The sequence below is a fragment of the Halomonas sp. CH40 genome, from assembly GCA_041875495.1.
GTDB lineage: Bacteria > Pseudomonadota > Gammaproteobacteria > Pseudomonadales > Halomonadaceae > Vreelandella.
In genome coordinates, this window is the sequence record CP112982.1 from 806,629 (window position 1) to 829,033 (window position 22,405).

19 protein-coding genes are annotated in these 22,405 nt (G+C 56.2%); 16 read left to right on the top strand and 3 right to left on the bottom strand.

Annotation, left to right across the window (positions count from 1 at the left end; all coding sequences use genetic code 11):
• Window positions 1–53 precede the first annotated feature (53 nt).
• From OR573_03745 to OR573_03755, 3 genes are all read left to right on the top strand, one after another.
• On the top strand, window positions 54–311 hold the full coding sequence (locus tag OR573_03745) for an OadG family protein (protein XGA80779.1): 258 nt from the start codon (window positions 54–56) through the stop codon (window positions 309–311).
• Between the two features lie 166 nt (window positions 312–477).
• A complete protein-coding gene (gene oadA, locus OR573_03750) occupies window positions 478–2,295 on the top strand; it encodes a sodium-extruding oxaloacetate decarboxylase subunit alpha (GenBank protein XGA80780.1) in 1,818 nt (605 codons plus the stop codon).
• Between the two features lie 14 nt (window positions 2,296–2,309).
• On the top strand, window positions 2,310–3,632 hold the full coding sequence (locus OR573_03755; GenBank protein ID XGA80781.1) for a sodium ion-translocating decarboxylase subunit beta: 1,323 nt from the start codon (window positions 2,310–2,312) through the stop codon (window positions 3,630–3,632).
• 137 nt (window positions 3,633–3,769) lie between these two features.
• On the opposite strand, the gene OR573_03760 is transcribed toward OR573_03755, so the two are convergent.
• Both OR573_03760 and OR573_03765 read right to left on the bottom strand, forming a co-directional pair.
• Window positions 3,770–4,414 carry a YigZ family protein gene (locus OR573_03760; protein ID XGA80782.1) on the bottom strand — a complete coding sequence of 215 codons (645 nt, stop codon included), beginning with the start codon at window positions 4,412–4,414 and terminating at the stop codon, window positions 3,770–3,772.
• Window positions 4,414–4,818 (bottom strand): hypothetical protein, encoded by a 405-nt coding sequence (locus OR573_03765; protein XGA80783.1) that lies wholly within the window; start codon window positions 4,816–4,818, stop codon window positions 4,414–4,416. Before OR573_03765 ends, OR573_03760 begins: the two co-directional genes overlap by 1 nt.
• A 278-nt stretch (window positions 4,819–5,096) precedes the next feature.
• Between OR573_03765 and ccmA the strand changes: the two genes are divergently transcribed.
• The 13 genes from ccmA (at window position 5,097) to OR573_03830 (ending at window position 20,318) form a co-directional block, all read left to right on the top strand.
• Complete coding sequence (gene ccmA / locus OR573_03770) at window positions 5,097–5,717, top strand: cytochrome c biogenesis heme-transporting ATPase CcmA (GenBank protein ID XGA80784.1); 621 nt, start codon at window positions 5,097–5,099, stop codon at window positions 5,715–5,717.
• Between the two features lie 54 nt (window positions 5,718–5,771).
• Window positions 5,772–6,476, top strand: coding sequence for a heme exporter protein CcmB (gene ccmB, locus OR573_03775; protein XGA81656.1), 705 nt, complete (start codon window positions 5,772–5,774; stop codon window positions 6,474–6,476).
• Window positions 6,477–6,488: 12 nt separating this feature from the next.
• Window positions 6,489–7,229 (top strand): heme ABC transporter permease, encoded by a 741-nt coding sequence (locus OR573_03780; protein ID XGA80785.1) that lies wholly within the window; start codon window positions 6,489–6,491, stop codon window positions 7,227–7,229.
• Window positions 7,230–7,460 carry a heme exporter protein CcmD gene (ccmD, locus tag OR573_03785; GenBank protein XGA80786.1) on the top strand — a complete coding sequence of 77 codons (231 nt, stop codon included), beginning with the start codon at window positions 7,230–7,232 and terminating at the stop codon, window positions 7,458–7,460.
• Window positions 7,457–7,966, top strand: coding sequence for a cytochrome c maturation protein CcmE (gene ccmE / locus OR573_03790; GenBank protein XGA80787.1), 510 nt, complete (start codon window positions 7,457–7,459; stop codon window positions 7,964–7,966). The genes ccmD and ccmE overlap by 4 nt, the downstream gene beginning before the upstream one ends.
• 119 nt (window positions 7,967–8,085) lie before the next feature.
• Window positions 8,086–10,092 (top strand): heme lyase CcmF/NrfE family subunit, encoded by a 2,007-nt coding sequence (locus OR573_03795; protein XGA81657.1) that lies wholly within the window; start codon window positions 8,086–8,088, stop codon window positions 10,090–10,092.
• Complete coding sequence (locus OR573_03800; protein ID XGA80788.1) at window positions 10,089–10,616, top strand: DsbE family thiol:disulfide interchange protein; 528 nt, start codon at window positions 10,089–10,091, stop codon at window positions 10,614–10,616. The genes OR573_03795 and OR573_03800 overlap by 4 nt, the downstream gene beginning before the upstream one ends.
• Window positions 10,607–11,077, top strand: coding sequence for a cytochrome c-type biogenesis protein CcmH (locus OR573_03805; GenBank protein ID XGA80789.1), 471 nt, complete (start codon window positions 10,607–10,609; stop codon window positions 11,075–11,077). The genes OR573_03800 and OR573_03805 overlap by 10 nt, the downstream gene beginning before the upstream one ends.
• A complete protein-coding gene (gene ccmI, locus OR573_03810) occupies window positions 11,074–12,333 on the top strand; it encodes a c-type cytochrome biogenesis protein CcmI (GenBank protein ID XGA80790.1) in 1,260 nt (419 codons plus the stop codon). The genes OR573_03805 and ccmI overlap by 4 nt, the downstream gene beginning before the upstream one ends.
• Window positions 12,334–12,351: 18 nt before the next feature.
• Complete coding sequence (gene smc, locus OR573_03815) at window positions 12,352–15,849, top strand: chromosome segregation protein SMC (protein XGA80791.1); 3,498 nt, start codon at window positions 12,352–12,354, stop codon at window positions 15,847–15,849.
• A gap of 335 nt (window positions 15,850–16,184) precedes the next feature.
• Window positions 16,185–17,894, top strand: a complete 1,710-nt coding sequence (gene zipA / locus OR573_03820; GenBank protein XGA80792.1) for a cell division protein ZipA — start codon at window positions 16,185–16,187, stop codon at window positions 17,892–17,894.
• Window positions 17,895–18,003: 109 nt separating this feature from the next.
• Window positions 18,004–20,049, top strand: a complete 2,046-nt coding sequence (ligA, locus tag OR573_03825; protein XGA80793.1) for an NAD-dependent DNA ligase LigA — start codon at window positions 18,004–18,006, stop codon at window positions 20,047–20,049.
• Window positions 20,046–20,318 carry a YheU family protein gene (locus OR573_03830; GenBank protein XGA80794.1) on the top strand — a complete coding sequence of 91 codons (273 nt, stop codon included), beginning with the start codon at window positions 20,046–20,048 and terminating at the stop codon, window positions 20,316–20,318. Before ligA ends, OR573_03830 begins: the two co-directional genes overlap by 4 nt.
• Here OR573_03830 and mnmC read toward each other — a convergent pair.
• Window positions 20,312–22,312: a bifunctional tRNA (5-methylaminomethyl-2-thiouridine)(34)-methyltransferase MnmD/FAD-dependent 5-carboxymethylaminomethyl-2-thiouridine(34) oxidoreductase MnmC gene (gene mnmC / locus OR573_03835; protein XGA80795.1), complete on the bottom strand. Its 2,001-nt coding sequence runs from the start codon at window positions 22,310–22,312 to the stop codon at window positions 20,312–20,314. The genes OR573_03830 and mnmC overlap by 7 nt on opposite strands.
• Window positions 22,313–22,405: the final 93 nt, after the last annotated feature.

The window sequence follows — 22,405 nt, forward strand, 5'->3', positions numbered from 1 at the left end:
TGGCTTCACCTCTTTTTGCTGGTCTGCGAGGCTTGAGACGAGGAGTGACTCTGATGCAAGATAGTGACTTATTGACGGAAGGCCTTGTCCTTATGGGGCTGGGTATGGGGTTTGTATTTGTTTTTCTTACCATTTTGGTAATTACTGTAACGCTGATGTCGATCGTTATCAGGCGCTTCCAGCCTGTAGCCGTCAACTCACCCACACAGAATACGCCAAAGGCCAGTTCCGCCCCTGTCGGCCAGGATGATGAGGTAATGGCGGTCATCAGCGCTGCTGTTCACCGTTATCGTCGTCATAAGGGCCTCTAGAAACACCCAGGCACTGTTTGTTTGCTAAGCTACGTAAATTACCTACAAGGTGTAGCGCCAGAAAAAGCGCTCCTGTGTCAGGGCGAGCGGATGCAGCAACGGCTTGTTTGGCGCCCTTTTTTACGATCCATTTCTAACGATTCACTTGTCAATGCGAGAAAACGTCATGAAAGAGACGAAGCGCCCTTTGGGTATTACTGATGTAGTGCTGCGCGACGCCCACCAGTCGCTTTTTGCCACGCGGATGCGCCTGGATGACATGCTGCCGATTGCAGAAAAGCTTGATCAGGTAGGTTTCTGGTCGCTGGAATCCTGGGGCGGCGCTACTTTCGATGCCTGTATCCGTTATCTGGGCGAAGACCCCTGGGAGCGGATTCGGGCCTTGAAAGAGGCCATGCCCAACACGCCACAGCAAATGCTGTTGCGGGGGCAGAATATCCTGGGTTATCGCCATTATGCGGACGACGTTGTGGATCGCTTTGTCGAGCGCGCCAAGATCAACGGCGTTGATGTGTTCCGCGTATTTGATGCGATGAACGACCCACGCAACCTTGAGCGTGCGATCAAGGCTGTGCGTAATGTCGAAGGGCATGCTCAGGGCACCATTTCGTACACGGTAAGCCCGGTACATACCCTGGATAGCTGGGTGGATCTGGCCAAGACCATTGCAGACATGGGTGCAGACTCTCTGGCTATCAAGGATATGGCGGGGCTGTTGACGCCGTATACAGCGTTTGACTTGGTAACGCGTCTTAAGCAGGAATTGTCGATTCCGATTCATATGCAGTGTCACGCCACAACAGGGCTTTCAACCTCAACAATTCTCAAGGCGGTGGAAGCGGGTATTGATAACGTTGATACCGCAATTTCTTCCATGTCCATGACCTATGGCCACAGCCCGACCGAGTCGGTGGTGGCCATGCTGAAAGATACCGAACGTGATACCGGCCTTGACCTGGAGCTGCTTGAAGATATCGCTGGTTACTTCCGCGAAGTGCGTAAAAAGTACGCGGCCTTTGAAGGTTCCCTGAAAGGTATTGATTCGCGGATTCTGGTGGCTCAGGTGCCGGGTGGCATGTTGACCAATATGGAAGGCCAGTTGAAAGAGCAGGGGGCCGGCGACAAACTGGATGATGTGCTGAGTGAAATCCCCCGCGTGCGCGAAGACCTGGGTTTTATTCCTCTGGTAACGCCGACATCGCAGATTGTCGGTACCCAGGCGGTGATGAATGTGATGATGGGCGCACGCTATAAGTCTATCTCCAAGGAAGTACAGGCACTTTTAAAAGGTGAATACGGTTCTGCGCCAGCGCCCTTTAATGCCGAACTGCAAAAGCGTGTGCTGGAAGGCGGCGAGCCGATTACCTGTCGCCCGGCGGATAACCTACAGCCGGAAATGGACAAGCTGACGACTGAGCTTCAGGAAAAAGCCAAGGCAGAGGGTATTCGCCTGGCTGAAGGTGAGCGTCAGGTAGATGACGTGTTGACTTATGCACTTTTCCCGCAGATTGGCCTCAAGTTCCTGAAAAACCGTGACAACCCGGATGCCTTTGAGCCCGCGCCGCAGGCGCAGGAAACCAGCGCATCAGGTGTGCCTGCCAAGGCTGAGCCGGCCCAGCCGCCTGCGGTTGCACAAGGGCCTGAAACCTACACTGTTAAGCTTAACGGTAAGGCCTATGTGGTAGAGGTGGCAGAAGGTGGCGACATTGCTGATGTTCAGCAGCAAGGTGAGGCACCCGAATCCGCACCCGCAGCAGCGGCGCCAGCCCCCAGTGGTGAGGCTATTAACGCCCCATTGGCCGGTAACATCTTCAAAGTGAACGTCAAACCTGGCGATACAGTGGCCTCGGGTGACGTGGTCATCATTCTGGAAGCCATGAAGATGGAAACCGAAGTGCGAGCCTCCAGTGGCGGAACCGTATCTGCCGTGAAAGTCAGTGAGGGCGATAGTGTCTCCGTTGGCGATGCGCTGATCGAACTCTAAGAGGTCTTCGTACTATGGATAAGCTAATCACGTTATGGGAAGGCTCGGGGCTTTATAACCTTGAGCTGGGCCAGGCGGTGATGATTGTGGTGGGGCTTTTACTGCTCTATCTGGCAATCTATAAAAGGTTTGAACCCTTGCTGCTGGTGCCCATTGGTTTCGGCGGTATTCTGGCCAATATTCCTGAGGCGGGTCTGGCCATATCGGCCCTGGATCAGGCCATTGAGGTTGGCAAGCCTGCGGTATTGCAGCAGCTTGCACCGGCGCTAGGGGTGGTGTTGAACCCTCTGGGCGACGTGGAAAGTTGGCGTGAAGCGCTGAAAAGTGTTGCTCATGGCAATACATCGGCGGAGGCGCTGCGCGCCGCCAAGGATGTGGCTACCAACGTTGGGTACAGCGATGGCATGCTTTACAGCTTTTATAGCGTGGCTATTGCGTCCGGTATCGCGCCTCTGCTGATTTTTATGGGCGTAGGGGCGATGACTGACTTCGGGCCACTGCTTGCCAATCCGCGGACCCTGTTTCTGGGGGCTGCTGCCCAGTTTGGTATTTTTGCCACCCTGTTTGGTGCTGTAGGGCTTAGCTCAATGGGTATCATGGACTTCTCGCTCAATCAGGCGGCTGCCATCGGTATCATTGGCGGGGCTGACGGTCCAACGTCCATTTATGTGGCCAGCGTGCTGGCGCCTGAGTTGCTGGGGGCGATTGCGGTCGCTGCCTATGCGTACATGGCCTTGGTACCCTTGATCCAGCCGCCGATCATGCGTCTTCTGACCACACAGAAAGAGCGTGAAATCACCATGACGCAGCTGCGCCCGGTCTCAAAACTGGAGAAAATCGTCTTCCCGCTGATGCTATTGATTCTGGTAGCCCTCTTTTTGCCAGATGCGGCGCCACTGCTGGGGATGTTCTGTTTTGGTAACCTGATGCGCGAGTGCGGTGTGGTTGAGCGTCTCGCCGATACGGCCCAGAATGCGCTGATCAACATAGTGACGATTGTACTGGGGTTATCGGTTGGCTCCAAGCTGATGGCAGAAAGCTTTCTGTCAGTGGAAACCCTGGGCATTCTTGGCTTGGGTATGGTGGCGTTTGCCATCGGTACATCCGCAGGCGTCTTGATGGCCAAGTTGATGAACCTGGTGAGTCGTATGCCGATCAACCCTTTGATTGGCGCTGCAGGCGTGTCAGCTGTTCCGATGGCGGCGCGGGTTGCCAATAAAGTAGGGCTTGAAGCCAACCCCCATAACTTCCTGCTGATGCACGCCATGGGGCCCAACGTGGCCGGCGTGATTGGCTCTGCGGTCGCGGCCGGGGTGATGATCAAGTATCTGGGATAAAAGTACTTAGGATAAAAGTACCTGGGGTAAAAGCACCTGAAGGAAAAGGCAGTAAGCCCTGATAGCGTCAATGAGTAGCTTCAAGGGAAATTCAAAAAACGGCATGTGCGAAGAGGCACATGCCGTTTTTTTGGCCGCTATGATGGGTCAGGCTGGGAAACCTTCGTGTCTGATTCGATAGTGAGAGTGCTTTTGAGACGGTTCTCCAAGGGGCTGAGATCAAGAGGCTTGTCTCGTGGCCAGCCGAGGGCCAGTCTAACGCCGTCTCCATCATAGTCAGCGCTGAAAACGGGCAAGGTATTTTCAGCGCACCAGGCGCGGACATCCGCTTCCTGGGAAAACTCCAGGCGCAAGGTCAGTGTGTCGCGCTCAATGATTTCACGGGTGGGGAGGGTGTCAAGCGCCTGGCTGACCGCCTGTGCATAAGCCCTTGCCAGTCCGCCCGTTCCCAGCTTGGTGCCACCAAAATAGCGGATTACCACGCAACCTATTTCACCAATACCGCTGCCGTTCAACACCTGGAACATGGGGCGGCCTGCCGTGCCACCCGGTTCGCCGTCATCAGAAAAGCCGATGGCCGTCTGCTCACCTGGGGCGCCGGCAATAAAGGCGCTGCAGTGATGGCTGGCGTTGGGATGGGCGTGTTTTGCCGCCGCTACCAGGGTGTGGAGAGCATCGGGCGAAGGGGTGTGTGCCACCCAGGCAATAAACTGGCTTTTTTCAATCTCGATGTGATGGCTATGCCAGCTATGCGCTTCCAGCGCGGGAACGAGATAGCGCATTAATGCTCCGTTAGATAGTGTTCAACCCCCATGACAAGGTTAAGTACCTGGATATCCTGGTTACGCAGGTAGATGGCAGGCACGTTGTCATCTTGCGCAAGCAGGTAGAGGCCATGGCGGTCAATGATCAGGCGTTGCAGCTTGATCGGCTTGTGATTGATTTCTGCACTGGCGGTTTCATTAGCGGTTCCCGTCTGGCAGCGACGGATGATAATGACATCTCCATCAAACAGGTTGCAATCCTGCATGCGGTTGCCGCGCACTCTGACCGCATAGGTAGTGTGGCGTCGTGTGGTGTTGTTGGCAGTGCTGGGAACAGGCGCCCTGCGGCTGGCCCAGAGCCGATTCACACGGTGAGAAAGGGAGGGTGCTTGATCAACGGAAATGGCAGTCGTGGCGCTCATTGATAGTCTCCAGCATCAGGGCAATGGATATAGGCAGGCAGTCAATCGATGCCTGTTTTGCTAGGCACGCTTTAACGAACCGTGCTTTACTGAGCATGTCTTTTCATACAGTGTTTTCAGTATACATGGTTTTCTATACAGTTCCAGCGGGTTTTCGGCCGACCTGTCAGGACGATAACTGGCAGTGCTGCTGCGACCTGGCGCCGCAGTGGGTGACTGGCGGGATAGACGCTTTCCGTGTAAAGTTCGCACACAATTAATTGTGTCTGGAGAGCGCCTTGAGCCTGTGCCTGCAAGCCCGTCAGCTAGCCTGCGAGCGAGATGAACGCTGGCTGTTCAAGGGCCTTGATGTGGACATTCGCAGCGGTGAAGTTGTCCGTATCGAAGGCCCTAACGGCAGCGGCAAAACCACTCTGTTAAAGATCCTTTCCGGGCAACTGACTGATTATCATGGCGAGCTGATTTGGAACGGCGAAGCGATGCGCCAGGTGCGTGAGCACTTCCTGGCCAATCTTTTGTATCTGGGCCATTCCCCAGGGGTTAAAACCGGGTTGAGCGCGCTTGAAAACCTGGCCTGGTATCAGGCGCTGGATGGCCAGAAAGATAATCAGGCTGCCAGTTGGAAGGCGCTTGAAAACGTCGGCTTAGCCGGATTTGAAGATGTGCCAGCCGGTCAGCTTTCCGCCGGTCAACAGCGCCGCATTGCACTGGCCAGGTTAACCCTGACGCCACGCATTCTCTGGGTGCTTGATGAACCATTTACCGCCATTGACCGTCACGGCGTTGCGGCACTTGAAGCGCAGTTGGTAGCGCATGCCAATAATGGCGGTTGCGTTATCGTGACGACACACCATGAGTTATCATCCTCGCCCGCCTTGCGCCGTATTCAGCTTGGGTAATCATGAAGGAGAAAAGTGGTGTCGCAGCCTGAAACCGCGAAGCTTGCCCCGGGTCTGAAACCGCATCTGAAAGAACCCTCAGAAAATTTATCATTGGCCCTTAAGGCAACGCTCAAGCGTGACCTGGTCTTGATGCTGCGCCGCCGTGGCGAGGTGCTCAACCCGCTGGTATTTTTTGCCTTGGTGATTACCCTGTTTCCAATTGGTATTTCACCAGACCCCAACCTGCTGGCGACCATAGCGCCGGGCCTTCTGTGGGTGGCGGCCTTATTGGCGGCGCTTCTTTCACTGGATAGCCTGTTTCGCAGTGACTACGACGACGGTAGCCTGGAGCAGCTTTTACTGGCCCCACAGCCATTGCCTGCGCTGGCCCTGGCCAAGGTGGCGGTGCACTGGCTGTTAACCGGGCTTCCGCTGGCGCTCATGGCCCCGGTATTGGGTATAATGTTGTCGCTTCCAGGGGGGAGTTATCTGATATTGGCTATTTCACTGGCGCTGGGGAGCGCGATACTCAGCCTGATTGGCGCGATAGGTGCGGCCTTGACGGTTGGCCTGGCGCGCGGTGGTGTGCTGCTGTCCCTGTTGGTGCTGCCGCTTTATATTCCGGTACTTATTTTTGGGGCGGGTGCCGTTCAAGCGGCGATTGCCGGTGATCCTGTCACTGCCCATCTGGCCATCCTGGGTGCGCTGTTGGCGGTTGCCTTAATGCTGTCACCCTGGGCGATAGCCGCATCATTGCGAATCAGTATTAACGGTTGAGGACACGTGTACATGTGGTCTTTTATTCATAAGCTTGGGTCACCCAAGTGGTTTTATCGGATTAGCGCAAAACTGCAACCCTGGTTCTGGGTGGCTGCCGCCGGACTGATAGTGGTGGGAACGGTCTGGGGTCTGCTATTTGCACCGGCAGATTATCAGCAGGGTAATAGCTTCCGGATTATCTATGTGCATGTGCCTGCGGCTTTCCTGGCTCAGTCGATATTTGTTTCGATGGCGGTGGCTGGGCTGGTCTTCATGGTCTGGAAAATTAAAGTTGCCGATATGGCCGCTGCGGTCATGGCCCCCCTTGGCGCTGCGATGACCTTTGTGTCGCTGTTTTCTGGCGCCGTGTGGGGCGTTCCTACCTGGGGAACCTGGTGGATGTGGGATGCGCGTCTGACATCCATGCTGATCCTGTTATTTCTGTATCTGGGTGTGATTGCGCTCAGGGGCGCGTTCACCAGTCGTGACAGTGCCTCCCGGGCGGCATCGGTGCTGGCCATGGTGGGGGTGATCAATATTCCGATCATCAAATACTCGGTGGACTGGTGGTATACCCTGCACCAACCGGCCACGTTCACGATCACGTCACGCCCGGCAATGCCCATGGATATGTGGCTGCCGCTGCTGATCATGGTGTTGGGTTTTTACAGCTTTTTTATCGCCCTGACCCTGATGCGGACACGCAACGAAATTTTGCGCCGTGAGTCGAATAAACGTTGGGTGCGTGAACTGGTTGAGGAGGCAAAGTAAATGGCTTTTGACTCTTTTGCAGAATTTATTGCCATGGGAGGCCATGCACCCTATGTCTGGTCCTCCTGGATTATCACACTGCTGTTGATCCTGGGGCTGGTATGGCATGCACGCTTTGAGCGTCGCCAACTGGTGGAGGGTCTCAAGCGCCGTGCCCGCAGAGAGCAGGTGCGCCAACAGCAAGGTGAACAGGCGACGGTTTATCCAGTTGATCAAGGGGAGTCATCATGACACCTAAACGCAAGCAGAAACTATTTGTGATTCTCGGTCTTGTATCGTTAACTGCCATTGCGGTCGGGCTGACGCTATATGCCCTTAGAGCCAATATCAATCTGTTCTTCAGCCCGGTGCAGATTGCTCAGGGCAACGCGCCTGTGGAACGCACCATTCGTGCCGGTGGCATGGTCAAGGAAGGCACGGTGGCCCGTGATGCCGAGACCCTGAACGTTGAATTTGTGGTGACCGATTACGTTGATGATCTGGATGTTTACTACAGCGGCATCTTGCCGGATCTGTTCCGCGAAGGTCAGGGCGTCGTGGTGGTCGGGCAGTTGCAGGCAGATGGACGCTTCCGGGCCGATGAAGTGCTGGCCAGGCACGATGAAAACTATATGCCGCCTGAAGTGGCTGAAGCTCTGAAAGAAGCAGGCTACAAGCCTGAAGACTATCAGGCAAAAGCAGCAGAAATTGGCAAGCGCCTTGAAGCCGAGGGTGTTCCCAAAGCGAGCGATTACTGATGCGGCCTGTATCAGCCTTGTCAGTAATTACGCCTTGCCCTGTTATCAAGCCCTGCTATCAAGATGTTCAGTTATCAAGACGTCACACGTGCTGAACCGGAGCGAACATGTTCACTGAAATGATCCCTGAAATTGGCCATTATGCCTTGGTAATTGGCTTGCTGATGGCCGCTGTACAGACCCTTGCCCCGCTGGCAGGGGCGGCGATGCGTAAACCTCTATGGATGGCTTATGGCCTGCCAATGGCGGCTGGGCAGTTTCTGTTTATTGCCATTGCGTACGCGTGTTTGACAGCAAGCTATATGCTGGATGATTTCAGCGTGGCCAACGTGGCCAACAACTCCAATTCGTTGCTGCCCTGGTACTACAAGCTTAGCGCCGTCTGGGGTAACCACGAAGGTTCTGTGCTGCTGTGGAGTTTAATGCTGGCAGGCTGGAGTTTTGTTGCTGCGCTGTTTTCACGCAACCTGCCGCGTGACATGGTCGCCCGTGTTATCGGGGTCATGGGGGCTGTATGCGTGGGCTTCCTGCTGTTCATCCTGATGACCTCAAACCCTTTCGAGCGCCTGTTGCCCGGTATTCCACAGGATGGCGCTGATCTTAACCCGCTGCTTCAGGATTTCGGCCTGGTGGTTCACCCGCCGATGCTATACATGGGCTACGTCGGTTTTTCTGTCGTGTTTGCGTTTGCCATTGCCGCTCTGCTCGGGGGGCGCCTGGATTCCGCCTGGACCCGTTGGGCGCGGCCCTGGTGTAACGTGGCCTGGGCGTTTCTTACCGTGGGTATTGCCCTGGGTAGCTGGTGGGCCTACTACGAGCTTGGCTGGGGCGGCTGGTGGTTCTGGGATCCGGTCGAAAACGCCTCCTTGTTGCCCTGGTTGACGGGCACCGCGCTGATTCACTCCCTGGCGGTCACCGAAAAGCGCGGGTCTTTCAAAAGCTGGACAGTATTGTTGGCCATTGCCACCTTCTCGCTGTCACTGATGGGAACCTTCCTGGTGCGTTCCGGAGTGTTGACCTCGGTTCACGCCTTTGCCAATGATCCTGCGCGTGGCTTTTTCATTCTAATGCTGCTGGCGATTACGGTGGCTATCTCGTTGTTTATCTTTGCCCTGCGCGCACCGCGCGTCAGCCATCAGGTGGGGTTCAGCTGGTTATCCAGAGATTCGCTGTTGCTGATCAACAACCTCCTGCTAGTGATCATGACGGTTACCGTCTTGTTGGGTACTCTCTACCCGCTGATTCTTGATTCCCTGAACCTGGGCAAAATCAGCGTCGGGCCTCCCTACTTCAATGCGCTGTTTGTGCCGCTGACTGTCATCATGAGTATTTTCATGGGTATGGGCCCGGTGTCGCGCTGGAAGCGCATGCCAGGTAAAGAGATTTACAAGCGTCTGTGGTTATCTGCTGTTGCCGCTGTGGTGATCGGTGCCCTGATTCCGGTGTTCTACGGCCCCGAATGGAACGTCTGGGTGGCGCTGGGCATGATAGTCGCCCTCTGGATCGTGATTCCCATACTGCGTGATATTTTTGACAAGGTGCGTCATGCCAGTTCTTTTATGGCGGGCATTAAAAAGCTTTCATACCCCTACTGGGGCATGGTACTTGGGCATCTGGGTGTCGCGGTGACCATAGTCGGCGTGGCGGTTGTTTCCAACTACAACCTTGAGCGCAATGTACGCATGTCGCCGGGTACCAGTGTGGAACTGGGCGGCTATACCTTCACCATGACAGAGCTGACCGAGCGCCGGGGGCCCAACTTCCTGGCCGATACCTCGATTATCAATGTGCAGCGTGATAACGGGCGCAATTTCATCATGCGGCCTGAAAAACGCCTCTACCTGGCAACCGGGATGCCGATGACCCAGGTAGCGCTGCGCCCTGGTTTCTTCCGTGACCTTTATGTGGCCATGGGTGAAGATCTGGGGGATGGCAGCTGGGCCATGCGGATTCAATTCAAACCGATGGTGCGCTGGCTGTGGCTGGGTGGCTTATTAATGGCTGCGGGTGGCCTGTTGGCGGTTGCAGACAAACGCTATCGTCGGGTCAAGGTGCGTCAGGATAAGCCGCAGAAAGCATCCACCGTGCCTGCTCAACCGCAAGCTGTTGGGGAGTCGGGCGCATGAACCGTCGCGTGTTGTTATTTTTACCGCTGTTAGGATTTATCGGCCTGGCAATGTTCTTTTATTACGGGCTGGGGCAGGATCCCTCCTATCGCGATTCTGCCTTGATGACACGGGACTTTCCGGCGTTTGAAGCCTCGACGCTGGAAGACCCGGAACGTCAGGTGGATCAGTCACTGCTGACCGGTGAGATTACCCTGGTCAACGTATGGGGAGAATGGTGCCCTGCCTGCAAACAGGAAATGCCTCAGCTGCTTGATCTGGCCGACCGGGGTATTCGCATGGTGGGTATCAACTATCGCGATACCCGTGAAAAAGGGCGTGAATTCCTCGACGAATTTGGTAACCCCTTTGAGGTCAATATCTTCGATCCTGAGGGTGATCTGGGGTTTGACCTGGGCGTCTACGGCGCCCCGGAAACTTTTCTGGTAGATGCGCAGGGCGTTATTCGCTATCACCATACCGGCTATCTCTCGCCGGAGGATGTGCGTAATACTCTGCTCCCGGAGGTGGAAAAATGGCGTTAACGAGATGGGTAACCGCCTTGGTGGGTGTATTGCTGAGTGTCAGCGTCATGGCGGCAGGAATAGAGCTGCGAGAATTTGATGACCCGGTGATGAAGGAGCGCTACCGAGATCTAACGGCATCAATGCGCTGCCCGCTGTGTGAGAATCAGGCGATCGATGATTCTGATGCGCCCATTTCAGCTGATATGCGTGAACGCGTCTATCGCCTGCTGCAGGATGGCCAGTCGGATATCGAGATTACCAACCATATGGTCGCCCGCTTTGGTGACTACATTCTCTACAACCCGCGTCTGGAAAACCGCACCTACCTGCTCTGGGGAATACCTATTGCCTTGATTGTTGGCGGTGGCTTACTGGTGGTGCTGATTGTGCGCGCCCGGCGCAATGCGTCAGCGACCTCTTTGAGTGCTGAAGAACAGGCTCGCCTGAATGAACTTATCAACCGTGAGAAATCTTCATGACGTCGCTGTGGATTGCCTTTGCTGTCTTGTTATTACCGGCTATCTGGCTGTTGATACTTCCGTTGCGCCAAGCACGCTCCCTGCACGATGCCCAGCGTGATTATGAAGCCAACGACACTACAGCCGAGCAGAATGTTGCGATTTACAAGCGGCGTCTGGCGTCGCTGGAAGCGGCAAAGGAGCGTGGAGATATTGACGAGGAGCGCTTCGCGGAAGACCGTCTTGAGTTGGAGCGCAGCCTGCTTGAAGATACCACCACAGTGAAACGCCGCCCTTTGAAAACGTATACTTCTGGCCGCTTTGTCGTTCCTCTGGTGCTGCTGGCTGTCGTGGGTACCAGCGTTGTCTGGTACCAGTTTAACGGGGCAGAAGGGGATCTGGTGTTGCTGCAAACCCAGCGAGAAGTGCAGAATCATCCGGAAGGCTCGTTGGCCATGTATTTGGAGCGCATGGAAGAGCAGGCGGTATTGCAGCCAGATAACCCTAATGTCTGGTCCGAGCTTTTCCCGCTTTATCGTCAGACGGGCCAGGCGGAAAAAGCCATCGATGCCCTTGAACGTTTGATTGCCATTGAAGGCCGCATTGCCCCTTTGCTTGCCCAGTTGGCTCAGTTACGTTTCTTTATGGAAGGGCGTGAGCTGACACCGGAAGTGCAAGGGCTGGTGGATGAAACCCTCGAACAGGATCCCAGGCAGCCTACCGTATTGGGGCTGTTGGGGATCCACGCCTTTGATGCCGGTGACTATGAAACCGCTATCGACCGCTGGCGGCGCGCTATGGCCAATATCGAGGATGCTGATACCGCCGAGTCATTGCGTGAAGGTATTCGGGTTGCCCAGCAGCGTCTGGGGGTTGATCCTGAAGAAGCTCCCATTGGCCAACCGCTGGATGAAGCCCAGGGGCCCGGTATTCGCGTTGAAGTCTCGCTGGATGAGTCGCTGACGGATCGGGTGTCACCGCAGGCAACGGTATTTGTCATTGCTCGGGATATGGCCGGTGAAATGCCGCCGTTAGCCATTGCCCAGGCCCAGGTGTCTGATCTGCCAGCTACCTTTGTGCTGGATGCCAGCAACGCCATGTCGCCACAGGCAAGTCTTGATCAGGTAGACGAAGCGCGTCTGATGGTGCGGGTCTCGCCCTCAGGCCAGGCAACGCCACAGCCGGGTGATCTGTTTGGCGACCTTGATAGCGCTCCGGTTGGCCCTGTTAACGACAGCGATACTGTCAGCGTTCTGATTGATAGCGTCTTTGAATAAGCCATTGTCTCTAGCCTCATGCGCCTGACGTCCATTCGCCTGGTAGGGTTCAAATCTTTCGTTGACCCCGTCAATGTTCCCTTCGATGGCAATATGACTGCCATCGTGGGGCCAAACGGCTGCGGAAAATCCAATATCATTGACGCCGTGCGCTGGGTCATGGGGGAGTCTTCCGCCAAGACCCTGCGCGGTGAATCCATGGCAGACGTGATTTTCAACGGCTCAAGTGCCCGCAAACCGGTGGGCCAGGCCGCCATTGAGCTTAAATTTGATAATCGTGACGGCAGCCTGGGCGGTGTCTACGCCCAATATGCTGAAATTGCCGTCAAGCGCCTGGTTTCCCGGGATGGTCAATCCAGCTATTTCTTTAATGGCCAGAAATGCCGCCGCCGGGATATTGCCGATCTCTTCATGGGTACCGGCCTGGGGCCGCGCTCCTACGCGATTATTGGTCAGGGAATGATTTCCCGTCTGATTGAAGCCCGTCCTGATGAATTGCGCTCGACCCTGGAAGAAGCCGCCGGGATCTCCAAATACAAGGAGCGGCGTCGCGAGACGGAAAACCGCATGCGTCGAACCCAGGAAAACCTCGACCGTCTCGATGACATTCGTGAAGAGCTGGATAAACAGCTTGAACGCCTCAAGCGTCAGGCAGAAGCCGCGCGCCGTTACCAGGATCTTAAACAGCAGGAATACCGTCTGAAAGGCGAGCTTGCGCTGCTGCGCGGTCGCGCCCTGCGTGCTGAACAGCAACAGCAGGAGCACCGGGTGCGTGAACTGGAAATAGCCGTCGAAAAAGACGTCTTTGGCGTGCGCGGGTGTGAAAATCGCCTGGAACAGGCCCGTGAGCAGCATGATCAACTGGCGGAGATACTGGAGCGCCATCAGCAACAGTTCTATGACACCACCACCCGGATTGCCCGTCTGGAGCAGGATCAATCCCACCGCCGCAGTCGGCTCGCCCAACTGGCCAGTGATATTGAAAGTGCGCGTCGGGATCTGGAGCAGCAGCGTCAGGTCAGCCGTGGGGATAATGAGCGGTTAGCCGCCATTGAAGAACGCTTTGAGATGTTGGTGCCGGAGTGTGATGGTCTGGAAGAGCAGCTTGCCGAGCTTGAAGAAACCTTAAACGATCTGTCGCCGGCCCTGGAGCGGGCCACAAATGCCTGTGCAGACGCCGATGAAAGCTGGCGACAAGTCTCGCGCCAAGCGGAGCGTGGCCAGGACCAAGTGCGTGATCTTGAGCAACGCATCCAGCGTTTGCAGGATGACCAGCAGCGTCGCCTACAGCAGCGCGGTGATATCGAAGACCTTGCGGCGCTACGCCAAGCTCATGCCGCATCCCAGGCGGAACTGAGCGCTGCCGAACAGGAAATGGCGCGGTTTGAACATCAGCGAGAGAGCTGGCAACAGCGTATCAGTGAGGCAAAACAGGCTCACAGCAATGCCAGTATGGCTCGCGAAAACGCCCAGGCCGCGCTCAGCCGCCTGGAAGGCGAGCGCGCTTCTCTTGATGCTCTGATCAATGCTGCCCTGGCGGATCATGACCCGGCGATAGACGATACCCTGAATGCGCTTGGCCTGGCAGAAGCGCCACGCCTGGGCGAGCAGATTCAGGTAGCCGACGGTTGGGAAGGGGTTGCCTCCTGGCTGCTCAAACCCTGGCTGAATGCCCGACTGGTATCAGCAGAAAAACTGGCTGCCTTGCCTCAGGCGCTGCCCGCTGACTGGTGTCTATTGGCCGATACGCCAGACCCGCAACCGGTGCCGGGGCGTTTATCGGCACAGCTAAAAGGGGCAGGTGCCCTGCATGAATGGCTTAAGACTATCCACTGTGTTGAATGTGCCGACGCGATTCCAGAGGCCCTGGCAGATCTGCCCGCTGGGCATAGCCTGTTGAGCCGCGACGGTGTCTGGTGCTCAGCTCAGTGGTTGCGCCAACAGGCAGAAGGGGAAGGTGTGGATGCCCTTCTGGTTACCCGCAAGCACCATTCAGACTGTGTACAGCAGATTGATGAGCAAAACGAAGCGCTGGAACAAGCGCAGCAGCGTCTGGACGAGGCCGCTGAACAGCTGGAGTTACTTGAACAGCAGCGTGATGCCAGCGCTGCAAGTGAGCGCCTGCACACCCAGGAGCGCCAGCAGTTAGCGCTCAAAGAAAGAAGCCTGGCCCAGAAAGTCGAACACCTGGAAGGGCGGGTGATGGAGCTGGATGAAGAACTCACTCGGCTTCAAGAAGATGAGGCGGAACTCTCGCTCACCCTTGAAGAAAGCCGTGGGCGCTGGGACGAGGCGATGGCAAACCTTGAACTGGCCACCACCCAGCGCGACCTTGCCAATGCCGAGCTACAGGCCCAGCGCGAGCAGCGTGAACGTCTTGAGCAGCAACTGGCTCCCCTGAAGTCGCGTCAGCAGCCCTTGGCGCTTGAACGCGAACGCTTAAAAACCGAGCGTGAAAGTTTGCTCGCCCAGCAATCTCGCAGCCAGGAAACCGACGAGCGCCTTTTGTTGCGTATTGCCGAGCTGGAAGAAACCCGTGAAAGCCTGATCGAGCCGGATGAACTGGCGGGCGAAGAGCTTGAACTCCTGCTGGAAGAGCGGGCAGAGCAGGAAGAGCGCCTCAATGCTAGCCGCGAGCAGGCAAGCGCACTGGCCGAGCAGCTACGTAATGATGAGCTGGCCCGTCAGGCGCATGAGCGCAGCCTCGAACAAAGCCGCGAACAGCTGCAGCAGCGACGTATGGATGCCCAGGCGCTGGGGCTGAAAGCCGCCACTCAGGATGAGCAGTTAGCTGAGCTGGGCCACGATGCACAAGCGCTTGCTGCCAGCCTGCCAAGCGATGCGCAAGAGCCTGCCTGGCAGCAGACTCTGGAAGCCACTTCAGACAAAATCCGCCGTCTGGGGGCAATCAACCTGGCAGCGATAGAAGAATATGATCAACAGGCAGAAAGGCGTGATTACCTCGAAGCCCAGCATGCTGAATTGACCGAAGCCCTGGAGACGCTGGAGCGCGCTATCCGGCGGATTGACCAGGAAACCCGGGCACGTTTCAAGGAAACCTTTGAACAGGTTAATCAGGGGTTTCAGGCGCTGTTCCCGCGAGTCTTCGGGGGTGGCAGTGCCTGGCTGGCGTTGACAGATGATGATCTGCTCGAAACCGGTGTGGCCATCATGGCGCGGCCACCGGGAAAGAAAAACAGCACGATTCACCTGCTATCCGGGGGAGAAAAAGCACTGACGGCTCTATCCTTGGTTTTTGCCATTTTCCAACTGAACCCTGCGCCGTTCTGCATGCTTGACGAAGTGGATGCACCGCTGGACGATGCTAATGTTGGGCGTTATGCTAAACTCGTAAAGGAGATGTCTGAAACAGTTCAGTTTATATACATCACCCATAACAAGATCGCTATGGAAGCTGCAGAACGCTTGATGGGGGTGACCATGCAGGAGCCTGGCGTGTCACGGCTAGTAACCGTTGATGTTGAAGAGGCGGCAGCACTAGCCGAAGTAAGCTGAAAAGTAGGGTGTTTTAACGTTTTATTTTGACTATAAATTTAATATTTATTTAACTAGATATAGCAGTTGTATAATTGTTTTGTTTGTAAGTTTTGTTGGCTCTATAGCAATACAGTTAACACTGTTGCTGCTCATGTTTAATATGTTCGAAAACGTGAAAAATAGTAAAAAAGCCCCATTTACAAAATAATAACGCTATTCTAGACATATAGCTGTAATCGGTGTAGATAATTTATCGTGTCATCATTGCAACTAATATCACAATTTGATGCCTTACAACTTCAAGCAATAAAGCTTGCCTCCGCTGTTGGCAAACGACCCATGGAATGTACAACATGGAACTAAGAGAATGGCTTATCATTTTAGGATTGGCGCTGGTCTCGCTTATAGTCATTGATGGCATCCGTCGTCTTAAGCGCCAGCGCCGGGTACCCCGTCTGGATCAGGCAGACGCTGCAGACAGTGGCATGGATCCAGAAGAAGCAAAACGCGAGGCGGAACTCAGCTGGGAGCTTCCCAACGGAGGCGCCCGGGTCATCAAGTCGGCAGATTACAGTAATCTGACTGGCAAGCCGAAGTTGGAGCGCCAGGAACACCCTGGCCCTTCAAGGGTGCTTTCCGAATTCCGGCGCGATAAGTCAGCATCGGCGGCGGCTGCCGAGAAGCAGCGGCCGTCTTTGCGCGCAGTTGATCCAGCTGAACGCACCACAGCAAATACCCATTCAGCGAGTGCAGAGTCAGCGAGCGTTGAGCCTGAAGAAAAGCGCGCATCTGAAGTGCCACCGCTCAGGGCGTCAACAGCTGAACCAGCCGCGGCTAACAATCAGGCCTTTACCCGCATGACGGCGATTGACGATGATGTTGAGCCTGCCTCATCAGCTGAGCCGCAGAGCAGCCATCACCCTTCCGGTTCCGGTCAGCCTGAGTCTGCGCCGCCTGAGTCCGCTCAGTCTGAGACAAATGCTCAGCATGAAGCCAAACGCCGTCAGCTGCGAAGCTCAACCGTGGGTGATTACTCTGATAGAACTGATAGCGATGAAACTGATAACGATGAAGAAGACACTTCCTATCAGCTGGTAGATTTTCACGGTATCAAGGATTCTTTCAAGCATCGTATGCAGGAACGCCTTGAAGAGCGCAAGCAGAAGAAGCTCGACAAGATAAAGCGCAAAGAGCAGCTTAAAGCCGAAAAGGCCGAGCGCGCCATTGAAGCCGAAAAACTCAAGGCTCAGCGTGCGGCAGAAGAAGCTGAACGTCGCCGCGAAGCACAGCTTCACGCTGATGCATCAAGAGCTGAACAGGCGGCACGTAAAGCTCAGGAGCAACGTGAACTGCATCAGACTCAAGGCGATAGGCAGTCTGGCTTTGAGAAATATAACGACGATGACCGTTTTGACCAGCCACCAAATGCAGATCTAGCCGCCGCGGATTATGGCAGCGAGCGGTATGCGCATAATGATAATGATCATTATGATGATGGCTATGCCAGTGAGGGTTATGCAAGCGACTACTACGATGACGTGGTGCGTCCGCATCCTACCCTGGCCAAGGCCATGCGTAACGATGTTTCAGGCAAGCATGCGGCTGACACCCTGCAGAATGCGGAAGAAGTCGTGGTTATCTCTGTCATGTCCCGTGATGAAGACGGTTTCGAAGGTGACAAGCTATTGGAACTGCTAATGATGTGTGGTCTGCGTTACAGCAGTGACATGGGCGTTTTCCATCGCCTGGAAACGGAACATCCTGAAAGTGAACTGCAGTTCTCCATGGTCAATGTGGTCAAGCCGGGTACCTTTCCTATTCAGGAAATGGATACCTTCGTGACACCCGGCATTACTTTCCTGATGCCGCTGCCCGGCGCCGAGGACAGCTCAGCTGCCTTTGAAGCCATGGTGGAAACGGCCATGGTGGTGGTGCGGCATATGGGCGGTGAGCTCAAGGATGAAAACCGCAGCGTCATGACGGCACAGACGATTGAATTTGCTCGCCAGCGTGTGCATGAATTTGAGCGTCGCCATCATCTGCATCGCGTTCAGGCCAACTAATCTCTGCTACTTTTGCTGTTAGTTTTTACCTTCCCCGTTCAACACCCGCTACCTCACAAGGCAGCGGGTGTTTTGTATAATAGGGCTAAATTTCAAGGAAGCACTCAATATGCGTCAAACAGGTTCAGATCAAACTCCAGACGTCGCAGAGGAAATAGCACGGCTGCGTTCTGAAATAGAAGACGCCAATTACCGTTACTATGTGCTTGATGACCCTACCCTTAGCGATGCCGATTACGACCGTAAATTCAGACGGTTGCAGGAGTTGGAGGCACAGCACCCCGAGCAGCTGACGGCGGATTCACCTACCCAGCGCGTCGGTGCCAAACCTGCGGATGGTTTTGAAGAAGTGGTGCATGCCATCCCCATGCTGTCGCTGGATAATGCGTTCAATGCGGATGAAATTAGCGCCTTTGCCCAACGTGTGGCAGAGCGGCTGGAATGCACCGCCGATGACCTGGAGTTCAGCTGTGAGCCAAAGCTGGACGGGGCGGCGGTGTCTCTGGTCTATGAGCAGGGGCGGCTGGTCAGCGGCGCGACGCGGGGGGATGGCCGAACCGGTGAGGGTATTACCTCGAATCTTCGCACTCTGCGTTCAGTTCCTCTGGTTTTGCGCGGTGAGAATCCTCCCGCGCTTCTGGAAGTGCGTGGCGAGGTGATTATCAGCCATGAAGGGTTTGAAGCCTTGAATCAGGCTGCACGGGAAAGCGGCTCCAAGGTGTTCGCGAATCCGCGCAACGCCGCAGCGGGGAGTCTGCGCCAACTGGACCCGCGCATTACTGCGACGCGCCCACTGGCTTTTCACGCCTATCAGGCCGCTCGCCTTGAACCCGATCTGGGCGATGACACCCATAGCGCCCTGATGCAGCGCCTATCCCAGCTGGGTCTGCGTACCAGCAAGGAACTGGCGGTAATGAAGGGGCCCCAGGCCGTGGTGGAATACTGTCAGGCACTGGGTGAAAAGCGTGACCAACTGGGTTACGACATTGATGGCGTGGTGATCAAGGTCAATAATCTGCGCCTGCAGCGGGAGCTTGGGTTTGTGGCCCGCGCCCCGCGCTGGGCAGTGGCTTTCAAGTTTCCCGCCCAGGAGGAAACCACCACGCTGAATGAGGTCGAGTTCCAGGTAGGGCGTACCGGCGCTATTACGCCGGTGGCACGTCTGGCGCCAGTCAGCGTGGCCGGAGTGACCGTCTCCAACGCGACCTTGCACAACGCCGATGAAATTGCCCGTCTGGATGTGCGCATCGGGGATACGGTGACGATTCGCCGCGCCGGGGATGTGATTCCCCAGGTCGTCAGGGTGGATCTGACCAGACGGCCCGAGAATGCGCGGCAGATTGAATTCCCGGATCATTGCCCAGTGTGCGGATCGGATATCGAGCGCCTGGAAGGGGAGGCGGTGGCGCGCTGCTCTGGCGGCCTGTATTGCCCGGCACAGCGCAAGGAGGCACTGAAGCATTTTGCCAGTCGGCGTGCGCTGGATATCGATGGGCTGGGTGAAAAGCTGATTGAGCAGCTGGTGGAGCGTGATTGGGTCAAATCCCCGGCCGATCTGTTCCAGTTAACGGTTGAAGAGCTGCAGAAACTGCCGCGCATGGGAGAAAAGTCTTCCTCCAATCTGGTGAAGGCGCTGGATAGCGCCCGTCAGACAACGCTGGCACGGTTTATCTATGCGTTAGGGATTCGTGAAGTGGGCGAGGCCACAGCAGCCAATCTGGCGGCATATTTTGGCACTCTGAACGCCCTGGAACAGGCGGATCTGGAAACGCTGGAAAGCGTCAATGATGTAGGGCCGATTGTGGCAGCGCATATACATACCTTCTTTCGGCAGCCACATAATCAGCAAACCCTGGCAGCGCTGCTTGATGCTGGCGTGAGCTTTGATGAAGTAGAAGTGCAGCATGGCCCCAAGCCGCTTGAAGGCCAGACCTGGGTGCTGACCGGTACGCTGGAGAGCATGACCCGGGATGACGGCAAGGCCCGCTTGCAGGCCCTGGGAGCCAAGGTATCCGGAAGCGTGTCGAAAAAAACCGCGGGTCTGGTCGCCGGGGCAGCTGCAGGCAGCAAGCTGACTAAAGCCGAGCAGCTCGGGGTCGAGGTGCTTGACGAAGCGACTTTTCTGAACCGATTGCAAGCCTGGGAGGCATCATGAGCCGATTTATCGAAGTGCCCGCGCGTATGCTGCCCAGTGAGACGCTGGCAGCCCTGCTGGAAACCTTCGTGACCCGTCAGGGTTACGACACCACGGATACTCAGTCAGGCATGCAAGGGTGGGTGACTGACCTCAAGCAGCAGCTGGAGCAGGGAGACTTGATCATTGCCCATGATCTTGAGCTGGAAATGACCGAAGTGATGACCCTGGAGCAGTGGCGTCGCTTCGGCCGTGACCTGGCAGATGATGAAGAAGAAGGCGATTACTGAGCGCGGATCAAGGCACTGATAATCCGCCGCCCGGGGTGAAGATGATCGACAAGCGGTGCTTCCAGTGGCATGGGCTCATCGCAGATACGTGAAGCAATCACCTCGGCGCACAGCGGCGCGCTGGCCAGCCCTCGGGAACCATGGGCAGCGCTGATCCACAGGCCAGGGTAATGCTGGCCAGCCAATGTCGGTATTCGGGTCGCATCTTTTCGCAGTAGCGCATAGTCCTGTTGCCATGCTTCAGCTTTGGGCACGGGGCCGGCGTAGGGCGACTTGTCCGGGCTGGCGGCACGCACAGCTGCTCGGCCGCCAAGGTTTTTGGGAGTGAGATCGACACCGGCCTTTTCAAGTGCGGCTGCCAGAGCGGGAAGCGTCTGGCGCAGCTCATCAATATTGCCCAAGTGATCCCGATCCTGCACCTCTGTGGTGGCGTTGTTAGGTACAAAGCTGGCGCCAAAGGTCAATACGCCATTCACTGCCGGGGGCACATAGCCGCCCGCGCAGACAACACTTCTGGGGCCTTCAATGTTTTCCGGCAAGTTAAGCGACGATACCTGACCGCGTACCGCCTGCAGCGGTAATTCGCGGGTCTGTTCAAAGCGGTTGGCCAGTTGGGCGTTCGCGACGACCACCTGATCTGCCTCGACGGTTTCACCATTGGTCAGGTGAATCAACCAGCCTTGTGAGCTTTCTTCCAGCCTGATGACCTCACCCTGTCGATAGGTGATACCTGGCTGAGAAAGTAAGTGTTCACATAGTTTTCTGGGTTTGACCCAGCCCGCCTGTGGATAGAAAAGTGCGCTTTCAGCGCTTGCATCCATGCCGATAATATCGCCAAGCGAGTCGCTATTTTCAGCTTTAAGCACGCCATCCGGCAGTGGATGGGCGGCCAGGAAGCGCTGCTGGCGCTGTGCCTCTTTCGCGTTGAGCGCCAGTTGAATGACGCCACTGTTGTGCCATAGCTGGTGAGCAGGGTCGAGGTTTTCCAGCCAGCGACGGCTATATAACAGCCCTGAGAAATACACGCGGCTTTGGTCATTGGTCTGGGCGGCCAGCTTGACGTATAGCGCCCCCTGCTGGTTGCCGGAACCGCCAGCCCCAATCGCCTGCTTTTCAATCACGCTGACGCGCAAGCCGCGCTTGGCCAGGGCGGCGGCCACACTGGCCCCGGCAATACCGGCACCTATCACCACGATATGCGCCGCGGGCCGCGCCGCTGGCGGTGTGAACCAGGGGGTCTGATGACGGCGGCAATCCAGCGGTGGAGTCTCTATCTGGCCTGCTAGCATTTCCCGTTTGCGCCCGAAACCGGGCACCTTTTGCCAGCTGAAGCCAGCCGCTTTTAGCCCGCGTTTGACAATGCCCGCACAGGTGAAAGTGGCGAAAGTGGCCCCCGGGCGTGAGCGCGCCGCCATGCTGTGGAAAAGTTCAGGCTGCCACATGTCCGGGTTTTTGGAGGGGGCAAAACCATCCAGAAACCAGGCGTCGACCTGGCCGTCAAGCAGGGCCAGTCGTTCACAGGTATCGCCAAAATGCAGATCCAGCGTCACCCTGTCCGTCAGATGCAGGCGGTGAATACCGCTGACAGCAGCGGGCCATTGAGTCAGCAGGGAAGCTGCGTGGCTAGCCAGTTCCGGCCAGGCATCGAGTGCTTGTGCCAACTCCGCGCGGGTTAGCGGGTACTTCTCGGTGGATAGCAGATGCAAGCGTGCCTGCTGGGGCGCTTGGCGTTCAAAGCATGCCCAGGCACACAGCATGTTGAGCCCGGTGCCAAATCCGGTTTCTCCAATCACGAAAGGGCGTGTTTCAAGCCAGTGCGAGAAACGTTCAGGCAAGCGGTTGGCGTGGATAAAAACGTGTTCCGTTTCGGCGCGGCCATTCTCTTTGGAAAAGTAGACATCCCCGAACGCTTCGGAATAGGGCGAAGCCGCGTTCCAGCTGAGTGAAGGTGCCGTGAGAGCCGCCAAGGGTGGCAGGGTGGGGCGTTGAGTCACGCAGATATCCCGTGCTGATAGAATGAGTCGTGAAAGCTGGTTAAAAAATGATCAATTTGCTAAGCGAGCCGTTATCTCTCGCCTAGCGCAAAG

Coding starts and splice junctions, on each gene's coding strand:
- OR573_03745 (XGA80779.1), top strand. CDS start 54: ATGCAAGATAGTGACTTATTGACGGAAGGCCTTGTCCTTATGGGGCTG.
- ccmE (XGA80787.1), top strand. CDS start 7,457: ATGACACCTAAACGCAAGCAGAAACTATTTGTGATTCTCGGTCTTGTA.
- OR573_03755 (XGA80781.1), top strand. CDS start 2,310: ATGGATAAGCTAATCACGTTATGGGAAGGCTCGGGGCTTTATAACCTT.
- OR573_03765 (XGA80783.1), bottom strand. CDS start 4,818: ATGAGCGCCACGACTGCCATTTCCGTTGATCAAGCACCCTCCCTTTCT.
- OR573_03780 (XGA80785.1), top strand. CDS start 6,489: ATGTGGTCTTTTATTCATAAGCTTGGGTCACCCAAGTGGTTTTATCGG.
- OR573_03830 (XGA80794.1), top strand. CDS start 20,046: ATGAGCCGATTTATCGAAGTGCCCGCGCGTATGCTGCCCAGTGAGACG.
- zipA (XGA80792.1), top strand. CDS start 16,185: ATGGAACTAAGAGAATGGCTTATCATTTTAGGATTGGCGCTGGTCTCG.
- oadA (XGA80780.1), top strand. CDS start 478: ATGAAAGAGACGAAGCGCCCTTTGGGTATTACTGATGTAGTGCTGCGC.
- smc (XGA80791.1), top strand. CDS start 12,352: ATGCGCCTGACGTCCATTCGCCTGGTAGGGTTCAAATCTTTCGTTGAC.
- OR573_03805 (XGA80789.1), top strand. CDS start 10,607: ATGGCGTTAACGAGATGGGTAACCGCCTTGGTGGGTGTATTGCTGAGT.
- ccmI (XGA80790.1), top strand. CDS start 11,074: ATGACGTCGCTGTGGATTGCCTTTGCTGTCTTGTTATTACCGGCTATC.
- ligA (XGA80793.1), top strand. CDS start 18,004: ATGCGTCAAACAGGTTCAGATCAAACTCCAGACGTCGCAGAGGAAATA.
- OR573_03795 (XGA81657.1), top strand. CDS start 8,086: ATGATCCCTGAAATTGGCCATTATGCCTTGGTAATTGGCTTGCTGATG.
- ccmD (XGA80786.1), top strand. CDS start 7,230: ATGGCTTTTGACTCTTTTGCAGAATTTATTGCCATGGGAGGCCATGCA.
- OR573_03800 (XGA80788.1), top strand. CDS start 10,089: ATGAACCGTCGCGTGTTGTTATTTTTACCGCTGTTAGGATTTATCGGC.
- OR573_03760 (XGA80782.1), bottom strand. CDS start 4,414: ATGCGCTATCTCGTTCCCGCGCTGGAAGCGCATAGCTGGCATAGCCAT.